The 24878-nt window shown below is 44.8% G+C and carries 22 protein-coding genes; 9 read left to right on the top strand and 13 right to left on the bottom strand.

Translation table 11 applies throughout. The features are described 5' to 3' along the window. The first annotated feature begins 11 nt into the window (after positions 1-11). Positions 12-2042 carry an alpha-ketoacid dehydrogenase subunit alpha/beta gene (locus tag IEY67_RS12945; RefSeq protein WP_183671620.1) on the top strand — a complete coding sequence of 677 codons (2031 nt, stop codon included), beginning with the start codon at positions 12-14 and terminating at the stop codon, positions 2040-2042. A gap of 191 nt (positions 2043-2233) precedes the next feature. Continuing rightward, entirely contained in the window at positions 2234-2776 is a 543-nt protein-coding gene (locus IEY67_RS12940) for a flavodoxin (protein ID WP_183671619.1), read from the top strand. Between the two features lie 69 nt (positions 2777-2845). On the opposite strand, the gene IEY67_RS12935 is transcribed toward IEY67_RS12940, so the two are convergent. Then, positions 2846-4372: an alpha-L-fucosidase gene (locus IEY67_RS12935; RefSeq protein WP_183671618.1), complete on the bottom strand. Its 1527-nt coding sequence runs from the start codon at positions 4370-4372 to the stop codon at positions 2846-2848. Between the two features lie 22 nt (positions 4373-4394). Beyond that, positions 4395-4553 (bottom strand): hypothetical protein, encoded by a 159-nt coding sequence (locus IEY67_RS12930; RefSeq protein ID WP_183671617.1) that lies wholly within the window; start codon positions 4551-4553, stop codon positions 4395-4397. Positions 4554-4661: 108 nt separating this feature from the next. Here IEY67_RS12930 and IEY67_RS12925 point away from each other — a divergent pair, with 108 nt between their 5' ends. Then, positions 4662-5480, top strand: a complete 819-nt coding sequence (locus tag IEY67_RS12925; protein WP_183671616.1) for a helix-turn-helix transcriptional regulator — start codon at positions 4662-4664, stop codon at positions 5478-5480. Between the two features lie 82 nt (positions 5481-5562). On the opposite strand, the gene IEY67_RS12920 is transcribed toward IEY67_RS12925, so the two are convergent. From IEY67_RS12920 to IEY67_RS12900, 5 genes are read right to left on the bottom strand one after another with little or no spacing between them, the layout of a single operon-like run. Then, the gene (locus IEY67_RS12920) at positions 5563-5934 is read right to left on the bottom strand and encodes a YbaN family protein (protein ID WP_122354522.1); all 372 of its coding nucleotides are present in this window, start codon (positions 5932-5934) and stop codon (positions 5563-5565) included. A 2-nt stretch (positions 5935-5936) separates the two neighbouring features. Further along, on the bottom strand, positions 5937-6911 hold the full coding sequence (gene fmt, locus IEY67_RS12915; protein ID WP_183671615.1) for a methionyl-tRNA formyltransferase: 975 nt from the start codon (positions 6909-6911) through the stop codon (positions 5937-5939). Positions 6912-6914: 3 nt separating this feature from the next. Beyond that, complete coding sequence (locus IEY67_RS12910; RefSeq protein ID WP_122354461.1) at positions 6915-8699, bottom strand: chloride channel protein; 1785 nt, start codon at positions 8697-8699, stop codon at positions 6915-6917. Position 8700: 1 nt separating this feature from the next. Continuing rightward, a complete protein-coding gene (locus IEY67_RS12905) occupies positions 8701-10101 on the bottom strand; it encodes a sugar transferase (protein WP_183671614.1) in 1401 nt (466 codons plus the stop codon). A 2-nt stretch (positions 10102-10103) separates the two neighbouring features. After that, positions 10104-10664, bottom strand: a complete 561-nt coding sequence (locus tag IEY67_RS12900; protein ID WP_183671613.1) for an L-threonylcarbamoyladenylate synthase — start codon at positions 10662-10664, stop codon at positions 10104-10106. 328 nt (positions 10665-10992) lie between these two features. Between IEY67_RS12900 and recJ the strand changes: the two genes are divergently transcribed. The 4 genes from recJ (at position 10993) to IEY67_RS12880 (ending at position 17322) form a co-directional block, all read left to right on the top strand. Continuing rightward, complete coding sequence (gene recJ / locus IEY67_RS12895; RefSeq protein ID WP_122354464.1) at positions 10993-12717, top strand: single-stranded-DNA-specific exonuclease RecJ; 1725 nt, start codon at positions 10993-10995, stop codon at positions 12715-12717. Positions 12718-12726: 9 nt separating this feature from the next. After that, on the top strand, positions 12727-14682 hold the full coding sequence (locus tag IEY67_RS12890; RefSeq protein ID WP_183671612.1) for a RecQ family ATP-dependent DNA helicase: 1956 nt from the start codon (positions 12727-12729) through the stop codon (positions 14680-14682). 67 nt (positions 14683-14749) lie between these two features. Then, a complete protein-coding gene (locus tag IEY67_RS12885) occupies positions 14750-16051 on the top strand; it encodes an ABC transporter permease (RefSeq protein WP_183671611.1) in 1302 nt (433 codons plus the stop codon). A gap of 8 nt (positions 16052-16059) precedes the next feature. Continuing rightward, the gene (locus tag IEY67_RS12880; protein WP_183671610.1) at positions 16060-17322 is read left to right on the top strand and encodes an ABC transporter permease; all 1263 of its coding nucleotides are present in this window, start codon (positions 16060-16062) and stop codon (positions 17320-17322) included. Between the two features lie 147 nt (positions 17323-17469). Here the strand turns inward: IEY67_RS12880 and IEY67_RS12875 are convergent, their stop codons facing one another. Continuing rightward, the gene (locus tag IEY67_RS12875) at positions 17470-18387 is read right to left on the bottom strand and encodes a ThuA domain-containing protein (RefSeq protein WP_122354468.1); all 918 of its coding nucleotides are present in this window, start codon (positions 18385-18387) and stop codon (positions 17470-17472) included. 192 nt (positions 18388-18579) lie between these two features. Here IEY67_RS12875 and IEY67_RS12870 point away from each other — a divergent pair, with 192 nt between their 5' ends. Next, positions 18580-19305, top strand: coding sequence for an SDR family NAD(P)-dependent oxidoreductase (locus IEY67_RS12870; RefSeq protein ID WP_122373171.1), 726 nt, complete (start codon positions 18580-18582; stop codon positions 19303-19305). Between the two features lie 112 nt (positions 19306-19417). Continuing rightward, a complete protein-coding gene (locus IEY67_RS12865) occupies positions 19418-21070 on the top strand; it encodes an amino acid permease (protein WP_183671609.1) in 1653 nt (550 codons plus the stop codon). A gap of 3 nt (positions 21071-21073) precedes the next feature. On the opposite strand, the gene IEY67_RS12860 is transcribed toward IEY67_RS12865, so the two are convergent. The 5 genes from IEY67_RS12860 to IEY67_RS12840 all read right to left on the bottom strand — a co-directional run bounded on the left by IEY67_RS12860 (position 21074) and on the right by IEY67_RS12840 (position 24803). After that, a complete protein-coding gene (locus IEY67_RS12860) occupies positions 21074-21463 on the bottom strand; it encodes a GtrA family protein (RefSeq protein ID WP_122354471.1) in 390 nt (129 codons plus the stop codon). A gap of 32 nt (positions 21464-21495) precedes the next feature. Beyond that, positions 21496-21879 carry a DUF3859 domain-containing protein gene (locus tag IEY67_RS12855; RefSeq protein WP_122354472.1) on the bottom strand — a complete coding sequence of 128 codons (384 nt, stop codon included), beginning with the start codon at positions 21877-21879 and terminating at the stop codon, positions 21496-21498. A gap of 61 nt (positions 21880-21940) precedes the next feature. Next, positions 21941-22663: a LytR/AlgR family response regulator transcription factor gene (locus tag IEY67_RS12850; RefSeq protein WP_183671608.1), complete on the bottom strand. Its 723-nt coding sequence runs from the start codon at positions 22661-22663 to the stop codon at positions 21941-21943. A gap of 8 nt (positions 22664-22671) precedes the next feature. Continuing rightward, positions 22672-23718, bottom strand: coding sequence for a sensor histidine kinase (locus IEY67_RS12845; protein ID WP_183671607.1), 1047 nt, complete (start codon positions 23716-23718; stop codon positions 22672-22674). Then, the gene (locus tag IEY67_RS12840) at positions 23715-24803 is read right to left on the bottom strand and encodes a sensor histidine kinase (protein WP_122354474.1); all 1089 of its coding nucleotides are present in this window, start codon (positions 24801-24803) and stop codon (positions 23715-23717) included. Before IEY67_RS12840 ends, IEY67_RS12845 begins: the two co-directional genes overlap by 4 nt. Positions 24804-24878 lie beyond the last annotated feature (75 nt).

The raw sequence follows: 24878 nt of genomic DNA, 5'->3' as shown, positions 1-24878 counted from the left end.
ATTACTCAAACATGAAAAAGTACGATATAAAGACTACGGATAAAGAAACCCTGAAAAAGTGGTTCTATCTGATGACACTTGGCCGGGCTCTCGACGAAAAGGCCCCTGCCTACCTGCTACAATCGTTAGGTTGGTCATATCATGCTCCATACGCCGGACATGACGGGATTCAACTTGCGATCGGGCAGGTTTTCAAAAAGGGAGAAGATTTCCTGTTCCCCTATTACCGGGACATGCTCACGGTATTATCGGCCGGAATGACTCCTGAAGAAATTATACTGAACGGTATCTCTAAGGCGACCGACCTGACTGGTGCCGGACGGCATATGTCGAACCACTTCGCCAAAACGGAGTGGAACATAGAAAATATCTCTTCCGCAACAGGTACACACGACCTGCATGCGGCTGGTGTCGGACGTGCGATGGTTTACTACAAACACAAAGGAGTTGCTATCACTTCCCACGGTGAATCCGCCACTTCCGAAGGTTTCGTGTATGAAGCGATAAACGGTGCCAGCACGGAACGCCTGCCGGTTATCTTTGTTATTCAGGACAACGGGTACGGCATTTCTGTTCCGAAGGAGGATCAGACAGCTAACCGAAAGGTGGCCGACAACTTCTCCGGTTTCAAAAATCTGAAGATTATCCATTGTAACGGTAAGGACGTATTCGACTCCATGAATGCCATGACGGAAGCAAAAGAATATGCCCTGAACCGTACACCGGTAATCGTACAGGCAAACTGTGTTCGTATCGGTTCCCATTCCAATTCGGATAAACATACTTTATACCGCGATGAAAACGAGCTGAACTATGTAAAGGCAGCCGACCCTTTGTACAAATTCCGCCGTATGCTTCTCCGTTACAAACGATTTACGGAAGAAGAATTGAAGGAGATAGAAGACAAAGCAAAGAAAGACCTGAGCGCAGCCAACCGGAAAGCATTGGCCGCACCCGATCCGGATCCTGCCACTGTCACTGACTTTGTTTTGCCCGAGCCTTATATCCCTACCAAATATACGGACGGCATACACGATGAAAACGGAGAAAAAGAAACATTGGTCACCGCCATCAACAAAACACTGAAAGCAGAATTCCGTCACAACCCGGACACGTTCATCTGGGGACAGGATATTGCCAACAAAGAGAAAGGCGGCGTTTTCAATATCTCAAAAGGAATGCAGCAAGAGTTCGGCGATGCCCGTGTCTTCAATGCCCCGATTGCCGAAGACTATATCGTCGGTACGGCCAATGGTATGTGCCGCTTCGATCCTAAAATCCATGTTGTAATAGAAGGGGCCGAATTTGCCGATTATTTCTGGCCCGCAGTAGAACAGTATGTGGAATGTACCCACGAATACTGGAGAAGCTACGGACGGTTCACTCCCAACATCACGCTTCGTCTGGCTTCCGGAGGTTATATCGGAGGAGGTTTATATCACTCCCAGACTATCGAAGGGGCGCTGACTACGTTGCCCGGTGCACGGATCGTCTATCCTTCTTTTGCCGATGATGCTGCCGGTTTACTCCGGACGAGCATGCGGTCGAAAGGCTTCACCCTGTTTCTCGAACCGAAAGCTTTATATAATGCAGTTGAAGCATCTGCCGTCGTTCCCGATGATTTTGAAGTCCCATTCGGCAAGGCACGCATCCGCCGGGCAGGCGACGATATGAGTATTATTACATATGGTAATACCACTCATCTCTGCCTGAATGTTGCCGAACGGTTACAGAAAGAGCATAACAGGAATGTCGAAGTGATCGATCTCCGTTCGCTTATTCCGTTGGATAAAGAGACTATTTTTGAATCCGTTAAAAAGACCAGTAAAGTGCTGATCGTACATGAAGACAAAGTGTTCTCCGGTTTTGGAGCTGAAATTGCCAGTATGATCGGTGCCGAGTTGTTCCAATATCTGGATGCCCCGATACAGCGTGTCGGTTCGATCTTTACCCCCGTCGGATTCAATCCGATACTCGAGAAGGCTATCCTTCCCAATGAGGAGAAGATATATAAGGCGGCTAAAGAACTATTGGAGTATTAAGATAATCAGAAAGGCAGTACCTGGTAATGCCACTATTATGGCACGACTCTGCCAAGGTAATGGCATAACTCTGCCATAGGTATGGCACAACTCTGCCAATACAGTGGCAGAGTCTTTTGGTCAGGACAAAAACAATCCTTTGTTACGGGTTCAGGTCTGATAAGATTAGAAACAATTAATAAAAACAAGCAATGAAAAAGATAGGATTATTTTACGGGACTGCTACAGCTAAGACTGCTGCAGTTGCCCAAAAGATAAAGGAAGCGTTCGGAGAAGATATTGTCGATATAATTCCGGTAGAACGTTCCGATGAAAAGGAGTTTAATGCATACGACCATATCATTGCAGGCTCATCCACCTGGTTTGACGGAGAACTGCCGACATACTGGGACGAGACCCTCCCCGAACTGGCAACACTCAACCTGCAAGGGAAGAAAGTCGCCCTCTTCGGACTGGGTGACCAAAAGAAATATCCGGATAATTTTGCCGATGGAATCGGTATTCTGGCAAGAGCATTTACCGAACGAGGGGCTACCCTGATCGGTAAAACATCGGCAGAAGGTTACCATTTCAGCCGTTCAGAAGCCGTCGAAAACGGACAATTCCTCGGCCTGGTGATAGATATAGAAAACCAATCCGATAAAACGAACGAAAGGATACGGAAATGGGTGAAACAAATAAAGACAGAGTTCGAGAAAGGCGCACCTTCTTCCGATGAAGAATTTAATTGTTGAGCCGATAAAATAAATCTCCCGGTGAATGTTCTCTTTACGGGAACAATCAACCGGGAGATCATTATTTAATTATTCTTGTTCCTCTTCAGAAGCCTTATAGAATCCGATCTCCGATAACTGAGGAAGATCTCTCGACTCCGAAACCACAATCCGGACTTTATTGCATCGGACAGGGGCAAACCGTAGAATCCGTTTATATCCGACAGTTGTCCCTTCTGTTATCATTTGCCAGGTATCGCCTACCTGACATTCCAGTGTAAAGCGTTCGATCCGTTGACCTTCCGTTATATTTTCCTGTAAAAGAAGGCGGTCGAACTGCTCTTCCCCTTCAAAGGATATTTCTATCGTATTTGTTTTTCCGGAACCTTGCCAATAGGTTTCCAGCCTGCCATCAGTTAAATCACCGATTTCACCGGTAGACGAAACAGCTTTCTCCAACAGATTCTTTTCAAATGTCTTTCCCAGTATCCGCTTCATATTCATTAATGAAGAAATGTCATTCTCATGGATCAATCCCCGTTTGTCAGGAGGCAGGTTCAATAGTAGCAATGAGTTCTTCCCTATCGAACTGTAATAGATATCGATCAACTTTTGAGGCGTTTTCACCGAAGTATCTTCCGATGCATGGTAATACCAGCCCGGACGGATCGAAACGTCTACTTCGGATGGATACCAGATCACTCCCCTGGCGTCAGCCAATAAAGTACGGCTTCCCAGATCCTGTGCCATCTTATCTCCTTCCGGCAGGAAAGTACCGCTGCCGGTTTCTTGCTGGGACGACTCCGCAATAGCTGTCAGGCTGGATACTGCTGCCGGCAATACACTCCACTCCGTATCACGTCCGTAACCGCTTTCCGTTCCTACCCATCTCACATCCGGCCCCATAACAGCAATGACAGCCTGAGGTTGCAAGCGACGGATCAGTTCATAATAACGCATGAAATCATATTCCTGTTTCTTCCCGTTCGGCCCTTCACCACAGGCTCCGTCAAACCATACTTCGTCAACACGGCCATATTGCGTCAACAACTCTGTAAGCTGGTTGACAAAATAATCATTATATTGCTCCGTTCCATAATCCGGATGATTCATATCCCAAGGAGAAAGATAAACGGCAAACTTCAGGCCGTATTCCTTACAGGCATCAGCTACTTCACGAACCAGGTCACCCTGCCCGTCTTTCCAGGGAGTAGATGCTACCGAGAAATCGGTATATGCCGAAGGCCATAGACAGAAACCATCGTGATGCTTGCAGGTCAGCAGAATCATTTTCATGTCCGCGTCTTTCGCTGTCTGTGCCCATTGCCTGGCATCGAGTTCTGTCGGATTGAAGACAGACGGATCTTCTTTCCCCGTTCCCCACTCTGCATCGGTAAAGGTGTTTACACCATAGCAGATGAAACAGGTAAACTCCATCTGCTGCCATTCCAGCTGACGGTCGGAAGGTACGACATGAGCTGCTAAACGGGCCTTTTCATCCGCCGTAACTCCTTTCGGGAACAGGCAGGAGGTGACAGATATTTCTTTCTGTTGGTTTCCACAGGATAATAAAGAACAGAAAGCAAGTCCCAATAATAAGTTATTCAAATTTTTCATATAGTAATTTCCGGTTCATTTGTTATTCCTGATCATCTCTCCTACTTCCTGAAGTACCTTCCGGTCTGTTTCGCGGATCATCATGAGGTCCACCCGTCCATTCTTTCTTCCGGCTACAACCACTGAACAGTAAAGACAAGATCATACACCAGAGATACAGATTCCCAACTATTGTTTTCATGATGTTAGAATTAGAATTTAGTACCGGCAAAAATAAATAATCCGTTTTATATACTCATTGTATAATTTTTGGCTATTATTGTAGAATCTTATTCCAGACTATAACATTATGATCCATTTAAACCATACAATCGATGTGCTTACCGGAGGAACTTATTCAGGCAACAGTTCATGGAATAAAAAGCATTCGGACATAGATAACTGTTTCAAGCTATACCAGATCACAGACGGAGAACTGTTCCTTACCGATGAAAACGGGGAATTTCTACTGGAAAGCGGAAATCTGTATTTTATCAACGGTAGTAAACTGGTATCGCAACAATGCAGGAAATCGTTCTCTACGCATTGGCTGCATTTCATTCCCAAAGATATAATTCTTCATCATAGTCTGCTGGCAATGCCTTTAGTCGTTAATTTCGCAGATACATTGGAAATGGTTGCCGGGTCATTACCCCATATAGAAATACTGATCTCCTCCGCACATACCTCCGGCAGAGAATATCTTCTGGAATCATTACGCATGCAAACCGGTATTCAGGCAATGATCGTATCTTTGCTGGAGCAGCATTCATGGACTTCTCCCCGCGAGATTTATTCTATCCATACGATAGAACCGGCCATTTCATATATCAAGGAACATTTCACCGAACCAATTCGCTTAAAGCAATTGGCCGATTGTTGTAATATCTCACCGAACTATTTCCATAAAATATTTTCAAAGGCATTGCAGACGACTCCGGCAAACTATATTTCTTTATTACGGATGAATGCGGCACTCCCTCTGTTGCTCAGCAATGAATATAATATAAAAGAGATCGCTTACCGGTTAGGATTCTATGACGATGCTTACTTCTCACGTGTGTTCAAAAATCATTATGGCATAACACCCGGTGAATACAGGAAAAGAAGAAAAGAATTATTATTCTGAAACAACGGTATGATGTCCGTTCTGAAAACATATATGGTTTGAAGGCAAAACACCTATGTTTTAGAAGCGAATCATATATGTTTTATTTCTTGGTAGGGAATGACAGGATATGCCAACTGACTCCGATACTGATCAGGATCAGCAGGATCTTCACCCAAAGAATATCGACGAGAAAAAGAGAGGTAAAAATAGCAGACAGCCACATCACTGCTACGGAAATGATCTTTGAACGTAACGGGATTGCCTTATCTACCATATAATTCCGGATATAAGGTCCGAAATGGCGGTTGCTCATCACCCTGTTGTATAACTTCTCGGAACTCCGGATATAAAACCAACAAGTGAGCAACCAGAAAGGAGTAGTCGGGAGCAACGGAACGAATATTCCTATTGCTCCCAGTATCAGGAAAAAAGAACCCAGTATTATATAGATAATGCGTCTGGTTCCTTTCATCATTATTCTACGGTATAATCCCCGATTTGTTTGAATCCGTTCAGGAAGTCTTTTACTTCCATCCGTTTTTTACCCGCTAATTGCACCGCCAACAGACGGATGTAACCATCTTCCACGGCGACATCGATATAGCTTTTTGCATCCGTATGTATCGTACCGGTAACCAGATCATGCGAAGCCGGATGCTTTTCAGTCTTATAAACTTTCAATGCCATACGGCTTCCATCGGGAGCTACCAGCTCTGTCCATGCTGCAGGATACGGAGAAAGACCACGGATAAAATCATATATCTTCTTCAACGGCTGGTTCCAATTGATCCGGCAGGTATCCTTGAATATCTTAGGGGCCGGGCGCAGTTCGGCTGCATCCTTAAAGAACTCTTCCTGGGGAACGGCATCCACTTTCCCTTCCAGCAGCAGATCTACCGTTTCTGTTACCAGGCCGGCACCTATGGCCATCAAAGCATCGTGTACGACACCGACATCATCCGTATCGGCAATCGGCAGATGTTTCTGGCGGATGATCTTTCCGGTATCTATTTCATGCGTCAGGAAAAAAGTTGTCACACCTGTTTCCGTATCGCCGTTAATCACAGCCCAGTTGATAGGAGCCGCCCCGCGGTATTGCGGCAGCAAAGAAGCATGCAGATTGAATGTGCCGAAACGAGGCATATCCCAGACAACTTCCGGCAACATACGGAAAGCTACCACGATCTGCAAATCTGCTTTCAATGCACGCAGCGCATCGAGAAAAGCTTCATCTTTCAGTTTCTCCGGTTGTAACACGGGAAGATTCTGCGACAAAGCATATTCTTTCACCGGACTTGCCTGCAGGACACTTCCATGACGTCCGACTGGTTTATCCGGCATAGTGATTACTCCTACTACATTATATCCGCCTTCCACCAAGGCACGCAGGCTCTCCACGGCGAAATCGGGAGTGCCCATATACACAATCCGTAACTCTTTTTTTTCCATCTTTTAATCTCCTGAAAAGTTTTCTACCAATACTTCGCGGTATGAATTAAATATCTTTGATTTCGACATAAAGCCGACATAACGTCCTTCTTCATCCACTACCGGCAAGTTCCATGCTTTCGTATCGTCAAAGATACCCATGATTTGTTCCATCGGTGTCCCGATCTGTATCTTTGCCGGAGCCGATACCATGAACTTAGAGACATGAAATCTGTTATATAACTCCGGACGGAACATAATGTTGCGAATGTTATCCAATAATACAATTCCCAGCAAAACACCCTTTTCATCGACAACCGGGAATGTATTTCGTCCGCTCTTTGCAATCACCTTGACCATATCTCCTAATGACATTTCCGGTGAAACGACCTGAAAGTCTTTCTCTATTACACTGTCCGTATTCAATAAAGTCAGGACGGCACGGTCTTTATGATGGGTAAGCAATTCGCCCTTTTGTGCCAGACGCATTGAATAGATACTATGAGGTTCAAACATGAGAATTGTCAGATATGAGCTGATAGAAACGATCATTAACGGAAGGAAAAGATCGTATCCACCGGTAAGTTCCGCAATCAGGAACACACCTGTTAGCGGAGCATGCATGACTCCCGACATGATTCCGGCCATTCCCAGTAGGGCAAAATTCTTTTCTGAAATATACATGGTGAACGGAAAGTAATTGGAGGTATGTGCAAAGAGAAAACCGGAAATACATCCCAGGTACAAGCTAGGTGCAAAAATACCACCACATCCGCCACCGGCATTTGTCGCACTGGAGGCGAACACCTTTGTTAGCAGGATCAGGAACAGAAACACGATAATTCCCCAATAAGTATCATTCAGGTCATAAAACAAACTCTTGTCCATGATATGGGAAAATTGTCCGTTCAGCAGTGAACCGATCGTATCGTACCCTTCACCGTACAACGGCGGGAACAGGAAGATAAGTACGCTCAACATGACACCGCCAAGCAGGAACTTCTTCCAGTAAACACCCAGTTTACGGTACATACCTTCCACCCGGTTCATCACCCGTGTAAAATACAAAGAAACCAATCCACAGAAAACTCCCAGTAACAATACATACGGAATACGTTCTATCTCAAACACTTCTGTCTGCGAGAATTTAAACATGGCCTCCGTACCTGTAAAGATATAGGAAACCGTAGCCGCTGTCACTGAAGAGATCAGTAAAGGCAACACCGATGTCATGGTCAGGTCGAGCAATAACACCTCGATCACAAATACCAATCCCGCGATCGGGGCCTTAAAGATACCGGCAATCGCACCGGCTGCTCCACAACCGACCAACAGCATCAACGTCTTCTGCTCCATACGGAACAGACGCCCCAGATTGGAACCGATAGCCGCTCCCGTCAATACGATCGGGGCCTCCGCTCCTACTGATCCACCGAAACCGATCGTGACCGAACTGGCTACAATGGAAGTCCAGGTGTTATGTGGCTTGATGCGGCTCTTACGCTGCGAAATGGCATACAGGATCTTTGTCACCCCATGACTGATATCGTCACGTACGATGTATTTTACGAATAATCCTGCCAGCAATATACCGATCACCGGATAAAGCAGATACAGGTAGTTCACTCCGCTCACATCGAAATTTCCGGTAAGAAGATGTTGTATCAGATGAATTAACTGTTTCAGGATAATTGCGGACGCAGCCGTACATATCCCGACCAGAAAACTGATCACCAAAATAAAATGCTTTTCTTTTATATGCTTGTCCCGCCAGAGCAGGAACCTGTAAAATAAACCTTCTTTTGCCATTTCAAATACCTTTACCTGTAAACACCGTTTTCACCGTATAAATCAAAATTGTTATATCCAGCACTAACGACATATTTTCGTAATATAATATATCATATCTTAAACGTTCTATCATCTTATCGACATCATTGGCATAACCGTATTTCACCATTCCCAACGAGGTAATACCTGGCTTTACGTTATGCAACAGATAGTAATAAGGCGCTTTTTTCACGATTTGATCGATAAAATACTTCCTCTCCGGACGCGGACCGACAATCGACATATCGCCTTTCAGTACATTCCAGAACTGGGGGAACTCATCCAACCGATATTTCCTTAAAAGATGGCCGAACGGAGTGATCCTTTTGTCTTTTTCCGATGAAAGCAAAGGGCCGTTATCTTCCGCATCGGTATACATTGTCCGGAATTTATAGATATAAAAAGGCTTCCCCATATATCCGATCCGTTCCTGCCGGAAGAACACCGGTCCTGGCGAATCTTTCTTCACCCGCCAGGCTATGTAAAGATACATCGGCGAGAGTATCAACAGTACCAATACAGACAATACTTTGTCCATCACAAACTTAATGTTCTTCTCAACCGACGACAGGTTATTCTCTGTCACGTTCACCAACGGGATGCCTCTGATCGTCTTTATCTTCACTTGCGACAACATGCTCAACTTATCTGCCAGCACCTTGATCGGCAATTTGTAATGATAAAGCGAATACAGGATCGTAAGTTGCTTTTTGTCGTCTTCCGTTTCAGCAGCCAGTACCAGTTCATCGATCTTCTTGTCGGTTACGACCGACGGCAAATCAGATAACTCTCCGGCAATCTCATTCTTTTCCACAAGTACAGGAGTCGTATCGTCTTCGGGGATAAAACCTGATATATGGTATCCCAACCGATAAAGATCACCCGCAATATGGGCTGCTCTCTTTCCTGCACCGATAATCAAAACTTTCGTTGCCCATTTCCGGCTCTTTATCTTTCGTATGCCACTTTGTGTAATTGCCAGGCGTGGTATATAGGTCATGAAAAACTGTAATCCGAAGAGAGAGAAAAACAGTTCATAATAAACATGGAAAGAACGCGGCAGGTCATTCAACACCACCACAAAGAAAATAAATACCACCCCGATCAGCACTGTCACAAAAGTCGAGAACAACTCTGTTAATCTTGACTTGGCCAGCCATTTATTGTAATAACCCGAGAAATAATACAAAGCCAGCCAAAAGAACGGAATGATCAACTGTCCTTTTATAACCGGAGTATAACTCAGATAGTTAGCAAAAGAGGTTGCCCCCTCATACACAGCCATCTCTTCATAGCGAAGCCAGTTAAATAAAAACCAGGCGACCGCTGCCGATACAAAATCCGATAATATGTATTTTGCTGCCTGTCTGTTTCTTTTCATTATTACCTGATCACCTGAATAAGACCTCCGGCACCCAACTTAAGTATGTTCGACGGTTGCGCCTTGCTCATATCATCCTGGCGGTAAGAAACGATGTAATCGACGCCATTCTTTACCACCTCGGACACTTCAGAGAAATTAGCTGGAGAAAGATCTCCGCTCACATTGGCAGAAGTAGAGACCAACGGTTTACGGAAGCGTTCGCATAACTGACGCGAAAATTCTTCATTGGTTATACGTATACCGACACTACCGTCATCTGCCAACAGGTTTTTTGCCAGATTCTTCGCATTGGAATAAATGATTGTCAGTGGCTTATCTGCCACTTCGATCAGATCCCAGGCAATATCCGGAATATCGTTCACGTACATATTTAATTTGGCTGAACTATCCATCAGGACCAGCATAGCCTTATTGTCTGCTCTTTTCTTTAATTCGTACACACGTTGCACGGCCTTCTCATTGGTCGCATCGCAACCAATTCCCCAGATTGTATCTGTCGGATAGAGAATTATCCCTCCCGCCTGCATTACTTCACAGGCCTTTTTTATATCTTCCGTCATTGTTTTTTAAAATATTGTGACAAATATACAGGTTTATTTTCCAACTAACGATATAAACCGAAAATAATTATATATCACCTTCACTGCTTTCAGTTTATCACAGAGACGGTACGAATCTACGGAAGAAAACATAAACCTGCCATTCTTCATATCCTGAAAGGAAAGTCAGTTTTTTTATTGTTAATATTTCATCGTACCCACCGATATTCTCCATTTTAATTTCTAACTTTACGGGTTCAAAAGAAACAGGGAGTTAACCCCGATGATAATGTGATTCAATCGACACATTATCTGTGATAAGAGAGAAAAAAGAAAAAAACAATATATAATGATTAACAGATGGAATTTTCAAACCCCTACAGAAGAAGAATTACGTAAGAGAGATGCACTGGCAGCCGAAATCGGCTTCAGCCCGGTCATCTGCCTGCTGCTTGTTCAGAGAGGGATCACGACGGCTGAAGAGGCCAGAAAATTCTTTAAACCCAGCTTGAACGACCTGCACGACCCGTTTCTTATGCCGGATATGGATAAGGCGGTGAAACGGTTGAACAGGGCATTGGGAAATAAAGAGAAGATTCTGATTTACGGCGATTATGACGTGGACGGTACAACAGCCGTATCACTTGTGTACAAGTATCTAAGACCCTATTCTTCGTCCCTGGATTATTATATCCCGGACCGTTACGATGAAGGATACGGCATTTCTTACAAGGGGATAGATTATGCCTCCGAAAACGGAGTCTCATTAATTATTTCACTCGATTGCGGAATCAAGGCAATCGAAAAGATTGAATATGCCAAAGGCAAAGGCATCGATTTTATCATCTGCGACCACCATATGCCGGATGATACACTGCCGGATGCTGTGGCTGTACTGGATGCAAAACGGGTGGATTCGATCTATCCGTATGACCATCTGTCGGGTTGCGGCGTAGGTTTCAAATTCATGCAGGCTTTTGCCAAAAGCAATAATTTCCCTTTCTCGGAACTGGAAAAACTACTGGAGTTGACAGCTGTCAGCATAGCCTCCGATATCGTGCCTATCACCGGCGAAAATCGTATCCTGGCTTATTACGGACTAAAGCAATTGAACAGTAACCCGAGCCTGGGACTGAAAGGTATCATCGATATCTGCGGACTTACCGGAAAAGATATAACGATCAGCGACATCGTTTTCAAGATCGGCCCACGTATCAACGCATCCGGACGCATGATGAACGGAAAGGAAGCTGTAGACCTGTTACTGGCGAAAGATGTGGAATCGGCCCGTGAAAAGAGCGAAAACATCAATCAATACAATGACGAACGCCGGGAACTGGATAAAAAGATTACCGACGAAGCGAATGCTATCATCGATGATTTCGCCAATATGGAAGACCGGAAGGCAATCGTCGTTTATAATCGCGGTTGGCATAAAGGCGTGATCGGTATCGTCGCTTCCCGCTTGACGGAAAAATACTACCGCCCGGCAGTCGTTCTGACCAAATCATCCGAACTGATCACCGGTTCCGCCCGTTCGGTTACGGGTTTCGATATCTACAAAGCTATTGAGAATTGCCGTGACCTGCTGGAGAATTTCGGAGGACACACATACGCCGCCGGTCTTTCCCTGAAAGAGGAAAACCTGGATGCTTTTACCGAACGTTTCCTGAAACTGGCTGCCGATGAAATCATTCCGGAACAGATGACACCGCAAATCGATATCGATGCGGTACTGGACCTGAAAGATATCAATACCAAGTTTATGAGTGAACTAAAGAAAATGAATCCTTTCGGTCCAGACAACCAGAAACCTGTGTTTTGCTCGCTGAACGTGAAAGATTACGGAACAAGCAAACTGGTCGGAAAGGAACTGGAGCACATCAAACTGGAACTGATAGACGACAAGTCGAACACACCGATCCACGGTATCGCTTTCGGAATGCATCAACACAGTACCCATATTAAAGGAATGAAGCCTTTCAATATCTGCTACACGATCGAGGAAAATACGTATAACGGTAACACGACCTTGCAACTCATGGTTAAAGACATAAAGGTCGATGACATATGAAGGAAACCGGTGGACGTCTACCATAAGATATTAGAGAAGTATTGGGGATACCCTGCTTTTCGTCCTTTACAGGAAGATATTATTCACTCCGTTTGCGAGGGAAAGGATACCCTTGGACTCATGCCGACAGGTGGAGGTAAGTCGATTACCTTCCAGGTGCCGGCATTGGTCATGGAAGGGATATGCATTGTCGTGACTCCTCTGATCGCCCTGATGAAAGACCAGGTCGACAATCTTCGCAGACTGGGGATCAAAGCGACTGCCGTTTATTCGGGAATGACGCGACAGGAGATTATCGCCCAACTGGAGAATTGTATCTTCGGTGATTATAAGTTCCTGTATGTCTCTCCCGAACGGTTAGGTACCGATATATTCAAAAGCAAACTTCAGGCGATGAATGTCAATCTGCTGGTCATCGACGAGAGTCATTGTATCTCACAATGGGGATATGACTTCCGGCCCTCCTACCTGAGTATTGCCGATATTCGTGAAGAACTTCCCGGAGTACCGGTACTTGCCCTGACAGCAACAGCAACTCCGGAGGTAGTTAACGACATTCAGGAACGGCTGCATTTTAAAGAAAAGAATGTATTCCGAAAAAGTTTCGTACGGAAAAATCTGTCATACATCGTACGGCAGACAGAGGATAAGTTGAACTCTCTGATTTATATTCTGGGGAAAGTGCCCGGAACGGCAATCGTTTATGTGCGTAACCGGAAACGGACCAAAGAAGTGGCAGTCATGCTCCAACAAGCAGGTATTTCGGCAGACTTCTTCCATGCCGGACTCAACCGGGATGAAAAGAACCTGCGTCAAAGCCGTTGGAAAAACAATGAATGCCGGGTAATCGTATCGACAAACGCATTCGGTATGGGTATCGATAAACCGGACGTACGCCTGGTAGTCCATCTGGATATGCCCGGATCGCTGGAAGAATATTACCAGGAAGCGGGACGCGCCGGACGGGATGAACAAAGGGCTTATGCAGTCGCATTATGTTCTAATATAGATTGTACGAAACTAAAGAAACGGCTGGCCGACGAGTTCCCCGACAGGGATTTTATAAGCCGGGTCTATGATGCTTTAGGTAATTATTACCAGATAGCGATGGGCTTCGGACTGGATACGGTACACGACTTCTCGCTCGTCGATTTCTGCACGGCTTATAAGTTCTCGCATTTACAGGCACACCATGCTTTAAAAATACTGGAACTGGCCGGTTATATAGAATACACGGAAGAACAGGAAAATGCTTCGCGCCTTGTATTTACGGCTACACGTGACGAGCTTTACAGATATCTGCATCAGGATAAGAAAACGGACGAGGTAATACAATGTATCCTCCGTTCCTATACCGGGCTATTTTCTGATTATGTCTATATCAATGAGGGACTGATCTCTACACGTACCGGATTGAGTCAACAGGATATTTACGATGTACTGGTCGGACTATCCAAATACAGGATCGTAAATTATATCCCGCACAAGAAAACGCCGTTAATCATTTATACCCGGACCCGTGAAGAGGTCAAATACCTCTCCATCCCCCGGTCGGCTTATGAAGAGCGAAAGGAACGTTTTGAGAGCCGTATCAGCCGGGTTATGGCGTATATCAATGAAAATCGTATCTGCCGGAGTCGGATGCTGATCTCCTACTTCGGTGAAGAGGACCCTTCTGATTGCGGTTGTTGTGATGTCTGCCTGGCTAAAAACGATTCCGGCCTGAACAATCATACATTCAATGCCATTCGTGATGCCTTACTGGAAGCTTTGGCTGACGGCCCGGCAGAAACCAAAAAGTTGATGGAAAACATCTCTTTTCCTTCTGACAAGATTATAACCGTAATTCGTTTCCTGGCTGACCATGATGATCGTTTTTCGCTGGAAGACGGTATATTAAGCCTTACGAAAATGAACACTCTGTCCGATAACGAACACCACGAAGTACAGTCTGAAGCTGAATAACAAGCTTTTATCTTTATGGCACAAACTTTGCTATTATGGATCGAGAACAATAATAACAAAGTCTTTTATGTATAAAGTCTATTTCAGGCAGGCAATGCAGATGCTAAGGCAAAACAAGTTCTTCAGCATCGTTTATATAACCGGTACCGGCCTGGCCATTACAATGGTCATGGTACTGGCTATTTTATATTACTTCCGCACAGCCGATATTGCCCCGGAAACCAATCGTGACCGGATGATGATCGTACAGCACGGAAAAGTAAATAATAAAAAAGGCCAGGGATACGGAAGCAGCAAACTGTCTTACCCGACCATTAAAGAATGCTTTTACCGGATGCAGACACCGGAAGCTGTCACCGCCATTCTTCCTATAGGCGAACAAAGTGAATTCATACAGGTACAAGGAAACAATGATGTTTACAACGGACTTGTTATGGGTACGGATGCTGCTTTCTGGAAAGTTTTCCAGTTTAGCTTCTTGTCAGGGATACCCTACACGGAAGAAGAGTTCATATCCGGAATTAAAAAGGCAGTGTTGAATGAATCACTTGCACGCAGACTGTTCAACACCTCCGACGCGGCAGGGAAAACATTTATGCTGAACTTTGAAGAATATATAGTCTCCGGCGTAGTAAAAGACATACCCTCCATCGCAAAATACAGTTACGCAGAGATGTGGATACCTTTTACTACCCGACCTTTACAGATTCAGGGAGGTAGTTGGTGCGATTATATATTGGGGCATATGAAAGTTTGCATACTGGCAAAAAAGCCCGGTGACTTCGATGCCATCCGGCAGGAAGCCAAAGAACTTTGCCGCCGTTACAATACCACTACGGTTCAATACGACTTTGTTTTAAACAATCAGCCGGATACCGTATTCCATGCCTGGATGAGTGAAGGAGACTCCTTTAACAGTCCGGAATTATTGAAGATCTACCTGCAAATCATACTGATCATACTTCTGTTGTTGTTAGTGCCCTCCATTAACCTGACGGGCATGACTGCCTCACGGATGAAAAAGCGCATGGAAGAACTGGGTATCCGTAAGGCTTTCGGAGCTGAAAACAGAACATTACTTATGCAGATATTATATGAGAACCTGCTGCTTACTTTCCTGGGAGGACTGGCTGGGTTATTGGGATCTTATATCCTGATCTATTTATTGAAAGGATGGTTGCTCGGCAATTATAACTGGGACGGCAGCTCGCTGACCGCTTCTATCGACCTTTCTCCCGGCATGTTGATCAATCCGGCTATTTTCGGATACACATTGATCTTCTGCCTGGTCTTAAACCTGATGTCGGCCCTTGTCCCGGCCTGGCGTGCACTCAGACGACCGATTGTTGATGCTATAAACGATAAATAAACAGAACCATGATACAGCACCTTTTTAAACTAATATGGAAACAGCGCAGGCAAAACGCCTGGATCGCTGCCGAATTATTCCTGGTATTCATGTTACTATGGTATATCATGGATTACTTCATTACAATCGGATATACTGCATCCATTGAGAATGCCTACCATATCGAAGATACATATCAGGTACAACTTGCAACAGTTCCGGCAAGCAGTCCGAAATACATTCATTATGAAGAAGGAGAACAGATTGCTGCCGAACAGTATCTTTCCATTATCGAACGTATCCGGCAATATCCCCAGGTAGAAGCCGTCTGCCTGTCGAATATGAGTGTTCCCTACTGTCCGAGCTACAGAAATTTACCGATGGGGCCAGACACGACAAGTTTAAAGAACTGTCAATACCTGCAAGTCACCCCATCTTATTTCGAAGTATTCCGCATCGAACCTTTGAACGGAGGGGAACCATCTTCCCTGAAAGATGTCCTGACAGAAAAGAGCATCGTCATATCCCGTTTGATGGCAGAAAAAGTATTTCCCAAAGAACAAAATCCTAAAGGTAAGTCTGTTTTATGCGGAGGAAACGACGAATTTTACCAGATAGGAGGCGTCTGCGGAGCAGTAAAACGAGATGACTACAGCCGGGAAGAAAGAGCCAATTACTTCTTATTATCAAACTCCGATATTGTCGACTGGGGAGAAATGGCACTGGCAGACCTGGAGATAAGCATACGGGTTAAACCGGGATTGAACAAGCATAATTTCATCGAGAACTTCCAAAAGGATATGCGGGAACAACTGAATACCGGGAATTTCGTATTATACAAGGTTTCATCGTTTGAAGATTTGAGAGATACGCTCTATCTGACCAATGGAGTTACTGATGCCATTCGGTACCGGATAGCATTTATGGCATTCCTTATCTTTAATATATTCCTGGGGATCATCGGAACGTTCTGGTTCCGCAACGAATACAGAAAGCCGGAAATAGGTTTGCGTATAGCGATCGGTTCTACACGCCGTCAGATATTACAAATGATGATCGGCGAAGGATGGCTGTTAGTAAGCCTGGTGGGTATTCCGGCTGCCATCATCTGCATCAATATAGCAAAGATGGAGTTTATCGGTACGAATATCATGCCGGTCACTTTCTTCCGCATCTTTGCCAGTCTGATATCAACCTATCTCATCATGGTCGTCTTTATCACACTGGGAGCCTGGTATCCGGCCTACCTGTCGTCAAGAATAGCTCCGGCAGATACGCTACGGAGCGAATAAAGGATAGGATATTTTACCTGCCGGTCACCATCGCTTACCTTAACGATGACGGTCGGCAGGTTTTATAAAAAACGTCGGCAGATTTTCCGAAAAACATCGGCAGTTTGAACAAGCACCGACACAAAGCTTTACAGTAGGATATTTATCTTATTTCTTTTCTTTATAATCTTTCCGGTAACTGCATTGCGTTTCAGTCGGGAAATCTTTCGGGACTTTCTGGGTCACTTTTCCTGTTGCTGCCCATTCAGCCCCCCGTAGTAACAAGACCTGAAAACCTGTGCATTGCATAGCGGTATTATCTTCTACAGTAGCACCGGCATGTCCGAGCATCGTATGGAAGATACGGGCATTTCCATAATCGACAGTAAAGATCAACGGTTCCTCACGTCCCGAACCACCTGTTTCCTTATCGGAATAAGCCGTATAAAGCAAATCGCCTATATTACCGGGACCACGCATACGGTCATACAATTCATCTTGTGTATGACGCCATTTTAACGGTAATCCCTTCATTATAGGATTCTCTTTATTACGTCCGTTCAATACATATTCATGCTGCCGGCCATGCGACCCGCCGGGACCCGCCGAACTGTCTTTGATCAGCTTTCCATCCTGCCAGTAGACATAGGGACCGGAATCTTCATTGCGTCCTTCCCATCCGCCCAGGGCACAGATCTTATTAAATTCCGGCCATTTGGAGAAAGCATTATCTGCTGCATGGTAAACAACCACTCCCCCGCCGTTCTGTACAAATTCCAGAAAACGCTTGTTTGTTTCTTCCGGCCATGAATCGCCGTTATAATCCAACACGACCAATTCGTACGGGGTAAAATCCAGTACAAACCCCGACATGTCCTTCCCTTGAGAAGGCGACACTGCAAAATCAACGGAGAAACGACCGGAGTTTTCCAGTATCTGTTTTAACACGACATGGCTCACCTGCCAGTTGTGATTGTTCTGCCCGGTGATCAGCAACGTTTTGATTGGTTTGCGTGCAGACACTGAACAAACACAGAAAAAGGAGAGCAACACAACCAATAACTTTCCTAAGAATAAATGTTTCATGGTATAAAAATGGTTTAAAGATTTAGAACACAAATATAGTAATTATTGTATGAATGCCAATAAGTAATAGTTACTGATAACGAATGTATTTATTCTTTCAACAGGATAATCCCTTGCTATAAATAAAGAATGACTTTGAATTAATAAAGTTTTAGTTACATTTGTCCATCTATTATTTAAATAAAAGAAATCGTGAAAAGGATTGTGATCATTGGGGCAACTTCCGGTATCGGTTATGAAGTGGCAAAGATATACCGTCAGCTGGGTTGGCGTGTCGGAGTGGCAGGCCGTCGTTTGGAACTGCTTGAAAAATTTAAAGAACAGGCCCCCGAACAGATAGAAATACAAGAACTTGATGTGACCCGGGCCGACGCTGTGGACAAGCTCCGTCAATTGATCGGAAAGTTGGGAGGCATGGACTTATTCCTTCTCAGCACGGGCATTGGAAGTCAGAATAGAGCATTAAATCCGGAGATAGAACTGGCAACCGTAAACACTAACGCCATCGGTTTCACCCGTATGGTCACTGCCGCTTTCAATTATTTCCGGGAAGAAGGCAAAGGGCATCTGGCTGTGATCAGTTCTATTGCCGGGACGAAAGGTCTGGGCGCCGCTCCTGCCTATTCTGCTACCAAACGTTTTCAGAATACCTATATCGATGCCCTGGCACAATTGGCAAAGATGGAGAAACTGCAGATCGATTTCACCGACATACGCCCCGGTTTTGTCAAAACAGATCTATTGAAGAACGATAAATATCCTCTATTGATGCGCCCGGAACGGGTAGCCCGGCGGATAGTACGGGCCTTGCAGCGGAAAAAACGTAGTGCTATTATCGACTGGCGATATGTAGTCCTCGTCTTTTTCTGGAAGATGATCCCCGAGTCTATCTGGGAACGTTTGTCCATTCAGAACTGAATTTGTATATTTTTCCTGTAATCCCTACCTTTGTCGCCAATTATCAAAAACAGAAGGAGAGCATTTCTTAATACATACTTTTGATATATCTTCTTATTAAACAAATTGAAAAATGGGATTATTTATAAAGAAACCGTTAGCCGCCTTGCAGGCGGAAGCCAACGAATCGGGTAGTAAAACACTTAAACGTGTACTAGGCCCCTGGAGCCTGGTTGCCTTGGGTGTTGGGGTTATTATCGGAGCCGGGCTATTCTCTATTACCGGGACCGTTGCTGCCGGATATACCGGACCTGCCATCACCTTATCATTCGCTATCGCTGCTCTAGGCTGCTGTTTTGCCGGATTATGCTATGCAGAATTTGCCTCCATGATTCCGGTTGCAGGAAGTGCCTACACCTATTCATATGCCACTATGGGAGAATTGATCGCCTGGATCATCGGCTGGGACCTGGTACTAGAATATACGGTAGCGGCCACAACGGTCAGCATCAGTTGGAGCCGGTATCTGGTTGTATTCCTCGAAGGACTGGGGATTCATCTGCCGCATGCTTTAACGGCTTGTCCGTGGGATGGCGGTATTGTCAATATCCCGGCTTTCCTGATCGTTGTCCTGATGAGCATTTTCCTGATCCGGGGAACGGAAGGAAGTTCTATCTTCAATGGGATTATCGTATTTCTGAAAGTATCGGTCGTGTTGGTCTTTGTCGCTTTAGGATGGAAGTATATTCAGACAGACAATTACGTTCCTTATATTCCGGCCAATACCGGCACTTTGGGAGAATATGGATTTTCAGGAGTTCTGCGTGGAGCTGCTATCGTATTCTTTGCCTTCCTCGGCTTCGATGCCGTATCGACTGCTGCACAGGAAGCTAAAAATCCGAAACGGGATATGCCTATCGGTATTCTTGTTTCGTTACTGGTCTGTACGATCCTTTACATGCTCTTTGCACATGTGATGACCGGAGTGGCGCACTACAGCCAGTTCAGCGGACAGGAAGGTATCGCACCTGTTGCCGTAGCGATCTCTCACATGGGACATGCGGACGCTGCCGGAGTGATACAGCCGGATTATCCGTGGTTGAATAAGGCGATCGTACTGGCTATCCTGTTCGGTTACTGTTCGGTCATCATGGTTACGTTATTGGGGCAAAGCCGTGTATTCCTGAGTATGAGCCGCGACGGGTTGTTACCTCCGTTCTTCTCGCATATCAATGAAAAATTCCGCACTCCGACACGCAGTAATTTTCTGTTTATGCTGCTGGTCGGATTGCTTGCCGCATTCGTTCCTGCACAGGTTGCTGGAGAAATGACAAGTATCGGAACATTGTTCGCTTTTACTTTGGTTTGTGCCGGTGTATTAGTGGTAAGAAAGACGATGCCGGATGTGCAGCGGGCTTTCAAGACACCGCTCGTACCGTTCGTGCCGGTAGCGGGTATCGTCACCTGTCTTTGTATGATGCTTTTCCTGCCTGCCGATACCTGGATACGTTTGGTGTTATGGATGCTTATCGGACTTGACATCTATGCTTGCTACGGTATCAAGCATAGCAAACTGGAATATATGCAACAGCATCGTAAAGGGAATCTGTCACTTAATATGATTGGGATAACATTGTCGGTATTATGTGTGATTGCCGGGTTATGGCATCAGCAGACCGTCGGTTGGAATGAAAGCAAGGTTTTGCTGATCATTTCATTTGTCTTTGCTTTTACCCATTTGCCATTCTATATGATCAGGATATGGAAAGGGACGACACAAGCGTAAGACTTATTTCTCTTTTTTTCTAAAGGTAAGCCGTCTGTTCATCGTGAAATTGACGGCTCCGTAAACAAACATGCCCAGGAATTGTGCCAGGTATTCATTCATGTCTCCGATCTCTACCATCAACAGCAGAGACAGGAACTGAAGGCCATAGGCACATCCGAAAGCAACGAGGAAAAGGGGAATCTCCCGCTCGAACTTTCCGCTACGGGAAGAGAATATCCAGTACTTACTCCAGCAAAAGTTATTGATCAATGCAGCTACATATCCGGCAATGTTCGACCATAAGTAATTACAGCCGATACCACTCATCAGCACCCAGATAACCAAGGCGGTAATAAGTGCATTCAGTGTCCCCACAATGATAAAACGAAATATCCGTACCGATTCTTTCATATCAATTTCCCACAGGCCAGTTCAGCCATCTATCAGAATATATTAAAACATTTGCGAGCCACTTCCTTCCCTTTATAACTGACCACAAGCGTCCAGGTCCCCCGTTTATCATCGGCAGGTTCCCAGATCGTATCTCCCAGAAAAAACTCGAAATCGTTACTGTTCACAAAATAAGTACCCACAAACGGGGGCATCACCTTCCCATCTTCATCACAAAAAGGCGGATGATCTATACAATATTCCAGTATTTCACCTTTACCCTTTTTCACAGAAAGAATAAAACCAAACTCGACACCAAGCTCTGCCGGAATATCCAAAGTGTGTTTGATAATCTTAGGTAAATCCTTCGATCCACGATCCCAGGCTGTGTATAATCCATAACTCTTAATGGAGAAGACAGGAGCTATTTTAGGCATCTTACGTTAATTTTATTCATTTTTCCACCACAAATATACGTGATTTTAAAGAGAACGAAGCCTAATCCGTGGAATTATTCTTCATAAAAAACTTCTCGAAAAAGGCATCCCGGTAACTGTTGCCTATCGAAATTTCATACTTTCCGATGAACACGTCATTATTATCAAACGAATCAATATGGTCGGAATTAACGATATACGACTTGTTTGTTCGTAGAAAAACATCCTTCGGGAGCATCTCATGGATCGACTTCAGATTCATCTTCGTCACGATCCGCTGTTCGGGTGTCTGTATCACGACATAATCCTTCAGACCTTCGATGAACAGGATATTTTTCAGTTGTATCCTGAAATAACGCCGCTCCGCTTTCACAAAGATATAATCGGCAGAGACCGATTCCACCTGGTTTTTGCTGTTGTCCGTTTTCAACAAAGAATGATAGGCATGAGCTTTCTGTACCGCCCGTTTGAAACGTTCGATCTCGATCGGCTTCACCAAATAGTCGATCGCATCCACTTCATAGCTGTCGAGGGCATATTCCGCATAGGCGGTAATGAAGATCACGAGTGTTTCAGACGGGATTGTCCGGGCAAACTCCAAGCCGTTCACGCCGGGCATCTTGATGTCGAGAAAGACCAAGTCGACCGGGCTCGCCTGCATAAACTTACCCGCAGAAACAGCATCCCCGAAACTCCCGCACAAAGACAACGCCGGTGTATCCTGTACCAACAGTTGGATGGCCTTGCGACCCAATGGTTCATCATCTACAATGATACAATTCATATAATTATCTATTTTAGTTTTAAACGGAGATTTATTGTATATGTTATGTCGGTTTCATCTATTTTCAGAGAACAATCCGTATCGTACATAAGTTGCAGGCGACGGCGGATATTGGCAAGCCCTATCCCACCGTCTGCCGCCTTTTCTTTCTGTTCCGCCGGTTTGGAGTTGAGACAGATAAAGATGAGTGTAGCTTCCTCCACCTTGAAATAAAGATGCACATAAGACAGCTTCTCATTATCGTTATTATGTTTCACGGCATTCTCTACAAAGGGGATGAACAATAAAGGAGGAACGGTTATATCCGCAATCTCCCCTTCCATCGAGATGATAAAGTCGAAATTATCACGCCGTATCTTTTCCAGATTGAGATAATCGTTCAGGAAATGGATGTCGTCTGCCAGGAATACTTTCTCTGAAGTGCTGTCCTTTAACTGGTATTTCAGCAGATCTTTCAGTTTGGACAGGACATGCACTGCCTCTACCGGACTTTCCCGGATCAGGACATTCGCATTATTCAGCATATTGAACAGGAAATGCGGATTGATCTGATTCTTCAACTGTTCCAGTTCCGACTGCATCGTCGCATTCTTCAATTCGTCGATCCGCTGCCCATATTTCACATAATCCTGGAAGACGATCACAGCCGAAGCACCGGCAATGATCAGGCACAATTGAATAATGGACGAGATGAAAAAGAAAGCAGCCAACCAGAATTGGAACAACTCATATTCTTCCTCAATCGCTTCTTTCCGCAATATATAGGAGAACAAAAGTGCCAAAAGAATCACCAAGACAACGGAAATCACATAAGTTCCAACCTTATTTTTCAGCAATAAACGGGGTGTGAGGACAAATACGCTCAAATAGATCGGGACGAGCAACAAAGCACTCTGAATGACATTGCTTACCAGGAAGCGGCTGTCTTCTATTACATCGACATAAAAATTCACAGACAGAATGATTACGCTCAGAACGAACAACAGGAAATGCCGGCAAATCCTGTAACGAGGATCGACTAACAAGCGTAACAGAAAACCAGATGTATTCTTCATAGCTTTATATACAAATTCGTTCTACAAATAGTTCCCTCATCCACCGTATCCAGCGTATAGGATTCTTTAAACAACAAGTCCAAACGATGTCTTATATCTTCCAGTTCCCGGCCGTTTTCCGGATCTTTATCCGTTATTCCCGGAGCAAAACAGATACAGGAAAAGAATAGCTCCTTTTCCCCGGCACGGAAAGTGAAATGAATATCCATCGGTGAACTTACCGACGGCAACAGTTTCACATAATAGATAGCAAACGGGATAAATAGCAAAGGCGGCACCAGTTTACGACTAAGTTTCCCCTCCTTCGTCACTGTAAAGTTCAAGCCCGTGTAACGAACCTTCGCCAGATCAAGAAAGTTTTCGATAAATGAAATTTCAGAGATAAGCAGTACCTTCTCCCGCTTTCCGTCATACAGCTGATAACGAAGCAGTTTACTCAATTTCATCAATACCATAGATGCCCGTTCAGGGTCATTGGGGGTTTGCTCCCCAGCTTCGTCAAGCATATTGAAAAGGAACTCCGGATTTATCTGATCCTTCAAAGATTCCAGTTCCGTCTTCAGGTTCTCCTTCTCCAGTTCGTTCTTCCGTTTGCTGAACTGCATCCAACGGCGCAGCAAAATCGTAATGGATGTCCCGGCAATCAGAAGTGCATACAGGAAGAAGTTTCCAGCTATTTCTATTGCCGGTATCCGGTCTTTATAGAAATAAGAATAATGTGTCGGTTCCTGGTCGTAATACCGTGTTACTCCATAATCGGCCCCCAAGGAGATCAGTATCATCAAGAAGATGAGCAGGGAAACAGTAATCGTGTAAAGCACATACCGGTTCTTAAGTAGCAGCTCCGGCAACAAAACATACAGATGCAGATAAACTCCTCCCAGATAAGAAACAAGTAATGCCAGACTAATATACCAAACCATATGATCCACCTGATCCAGAAAAACCGCGCAGGTAAGAAAAGGCAGATTGAACGACACGAAAACGAAAAACAGTATAAGCAGCAAATGTCTCGCTACCCTGTATTTCCTGTCGATCAGAAAATTGATCATAAAACTATTATAGGTCCCTTCCGACTTCGGCATAACACGAACTTAATTTATATATGAGAAGTAAAGGTGGTACATTTCCCGGTAATAACAAAACGATCCCACTCGGTT

This window comes from Parabacteroides faecis (assembly GCF_014647375.1).
Lineage (GTDB): Bacteria > Bacteroidota > Bacteroidia > Bacteroidales > Tannerellaceae > Parabacteroides > Parabacteroides faecis.
The sequence above is the reverse complement of the archived record's forward strand: the minus strand, read 5'-3'. Positions and strand labels throughout refer to the sequence as shown.

Bases quoted from the DNA above. Each gene is read 5' to 3' on its own strand.
- IEY67_RS12845 (WP_183671607.1), bottom strand. From the start codon at position 23,718: ATGAAGAATACATCTGGTTTTCTGTTACGCTTGTTAGTCGATCCTCGT.
- fmt (WP_183671615.1), bottom strand. From the start codon at position 6,911: ATGGAAAAAAAAGAGTTACGGATTGTGTATATGGGCACTCCCGATTTC.
- IEY67_RS12905 (WP_183671614.1), bottom strand. From the start codon at position 10,101: ATGAAAAGAAACAGACAGGCAGCAAAATACATATTATCGGATTTTGTA.
- IEY67_RS12865 (WP_183671609.1), top strand. From the start codon at position 19,418: ATGGGATTATTTATAAAGAAACCGTTAGCCGCCTTGCAGGCGGAAGCC.
- recJ (WP_122354464.1), top strand. From the start codon at position 10,993: ATGATTAACAGATGGAATTTTCAAACCCCTACAGAAGAAGAATTACGT.
- IEY67_RS12875 (WP_122354468.1), bottom strand. From the start codon at position 18,387: ATGAAACATTTATTCTTAGGAAAGTTATTGGTTGTGTTGCTCTCCTTT.
- IEY67_RS12840 (WP_122354474.1), bottom strand. From the start codon at position 24,803: ATGCCGAAGTCGGAAGGGACCTATAATAGTTTTATGATCAATTTTCTG.
- IEY67_RS12925 (WP_183671616.1), top strand. From the start codon at position 4,662: ATGATCCATTTAAACCATACAATCGATGTGCTTACCGGAGGAACTTAT.
- IEY67_RS12945 (WP_183671620.1), top strand. From the start codon at position 12: ATGAAAAAGTACGATATAAAGACTACGGATAAAGAAACCCTGAAAAAG.
- IEY67_RS12935 (WP_183671618.1), bottom strand. From the start codon at position 4,372: ATGAAAAATTTGAATAACTTATTATTGGGACTTGCTTTCTGTTCTTTA.
- IEY67_RS12900 (WP_183671613.1), bottom strand. From the start codon at position 10,664: ATGACGGAAGATATAAAAAAGGCCTGTGAAGTAATGCAGGCGGGAGGG.
- IEY67_RS12910 (WP_122354461.1), bottom strand. From the start codon at position 8,699: ATGGCAAAAGAAGGTTTATTTTACAGGTTCCTGCTCTGGCGGGACAAG.
- IEY67_RS12860 (WP_122354471.1), bottom strand. From the start codon at position 21,463: ATGAAAGAATCGGTACGGATATTTCGTTTTATCATTGTGGGGACACTG.
- IEY67_RS12940 (WP_183671619.1), top strand. From the start codon at position 2,234: ATGAAAAAGATAGGATTATTTTACGGGACTGCTACAGCTAAGACTGCT.
- IEY67_RS12885 (WP_183671611.1), top strand. From the start codon at position 14,750: ATGTATAAAGTCTATTTCAGGCAGGCAATGCAGATGCTAAGGCAAAAC.
- IEY67_RS12880 (WP_183671610.1), top strand. From the start codon at position 16,060: ATGATACAGCACCTTTTTAAACTAATATGGAAACAGCGCAGGCAAAAC.
- IEY67_RS12855 (WP_122354472.1), bottom strand. From the start codon at position 21,879: ATGCCTAAAATAGCTCCTGTCTTCTCCATTAAGAGTTATGGATTATAC.
- IEY67_RS12850 (WP_183671608.1), bottom strand. From the start codon at position 22,663: ATGAATTGTATCATTGTAGATGATGAACCATTGGGTCGCAAGGCCATC.
- IEY67_RS12930 (WP_183671617.1), bottom strand. From the start codon at position 4,553: ATGAAAACAATAGTTGGGAATCTGTATCTCTGGTGTATGATCTTGTCT.
- IEY67_RS12920 (WP_122354522.1), bottom strand. From the start codon at position 5,934: ATGAAAGGAACCAGACGCATTATCTATATAATACTGGGTTCTTTTTTC.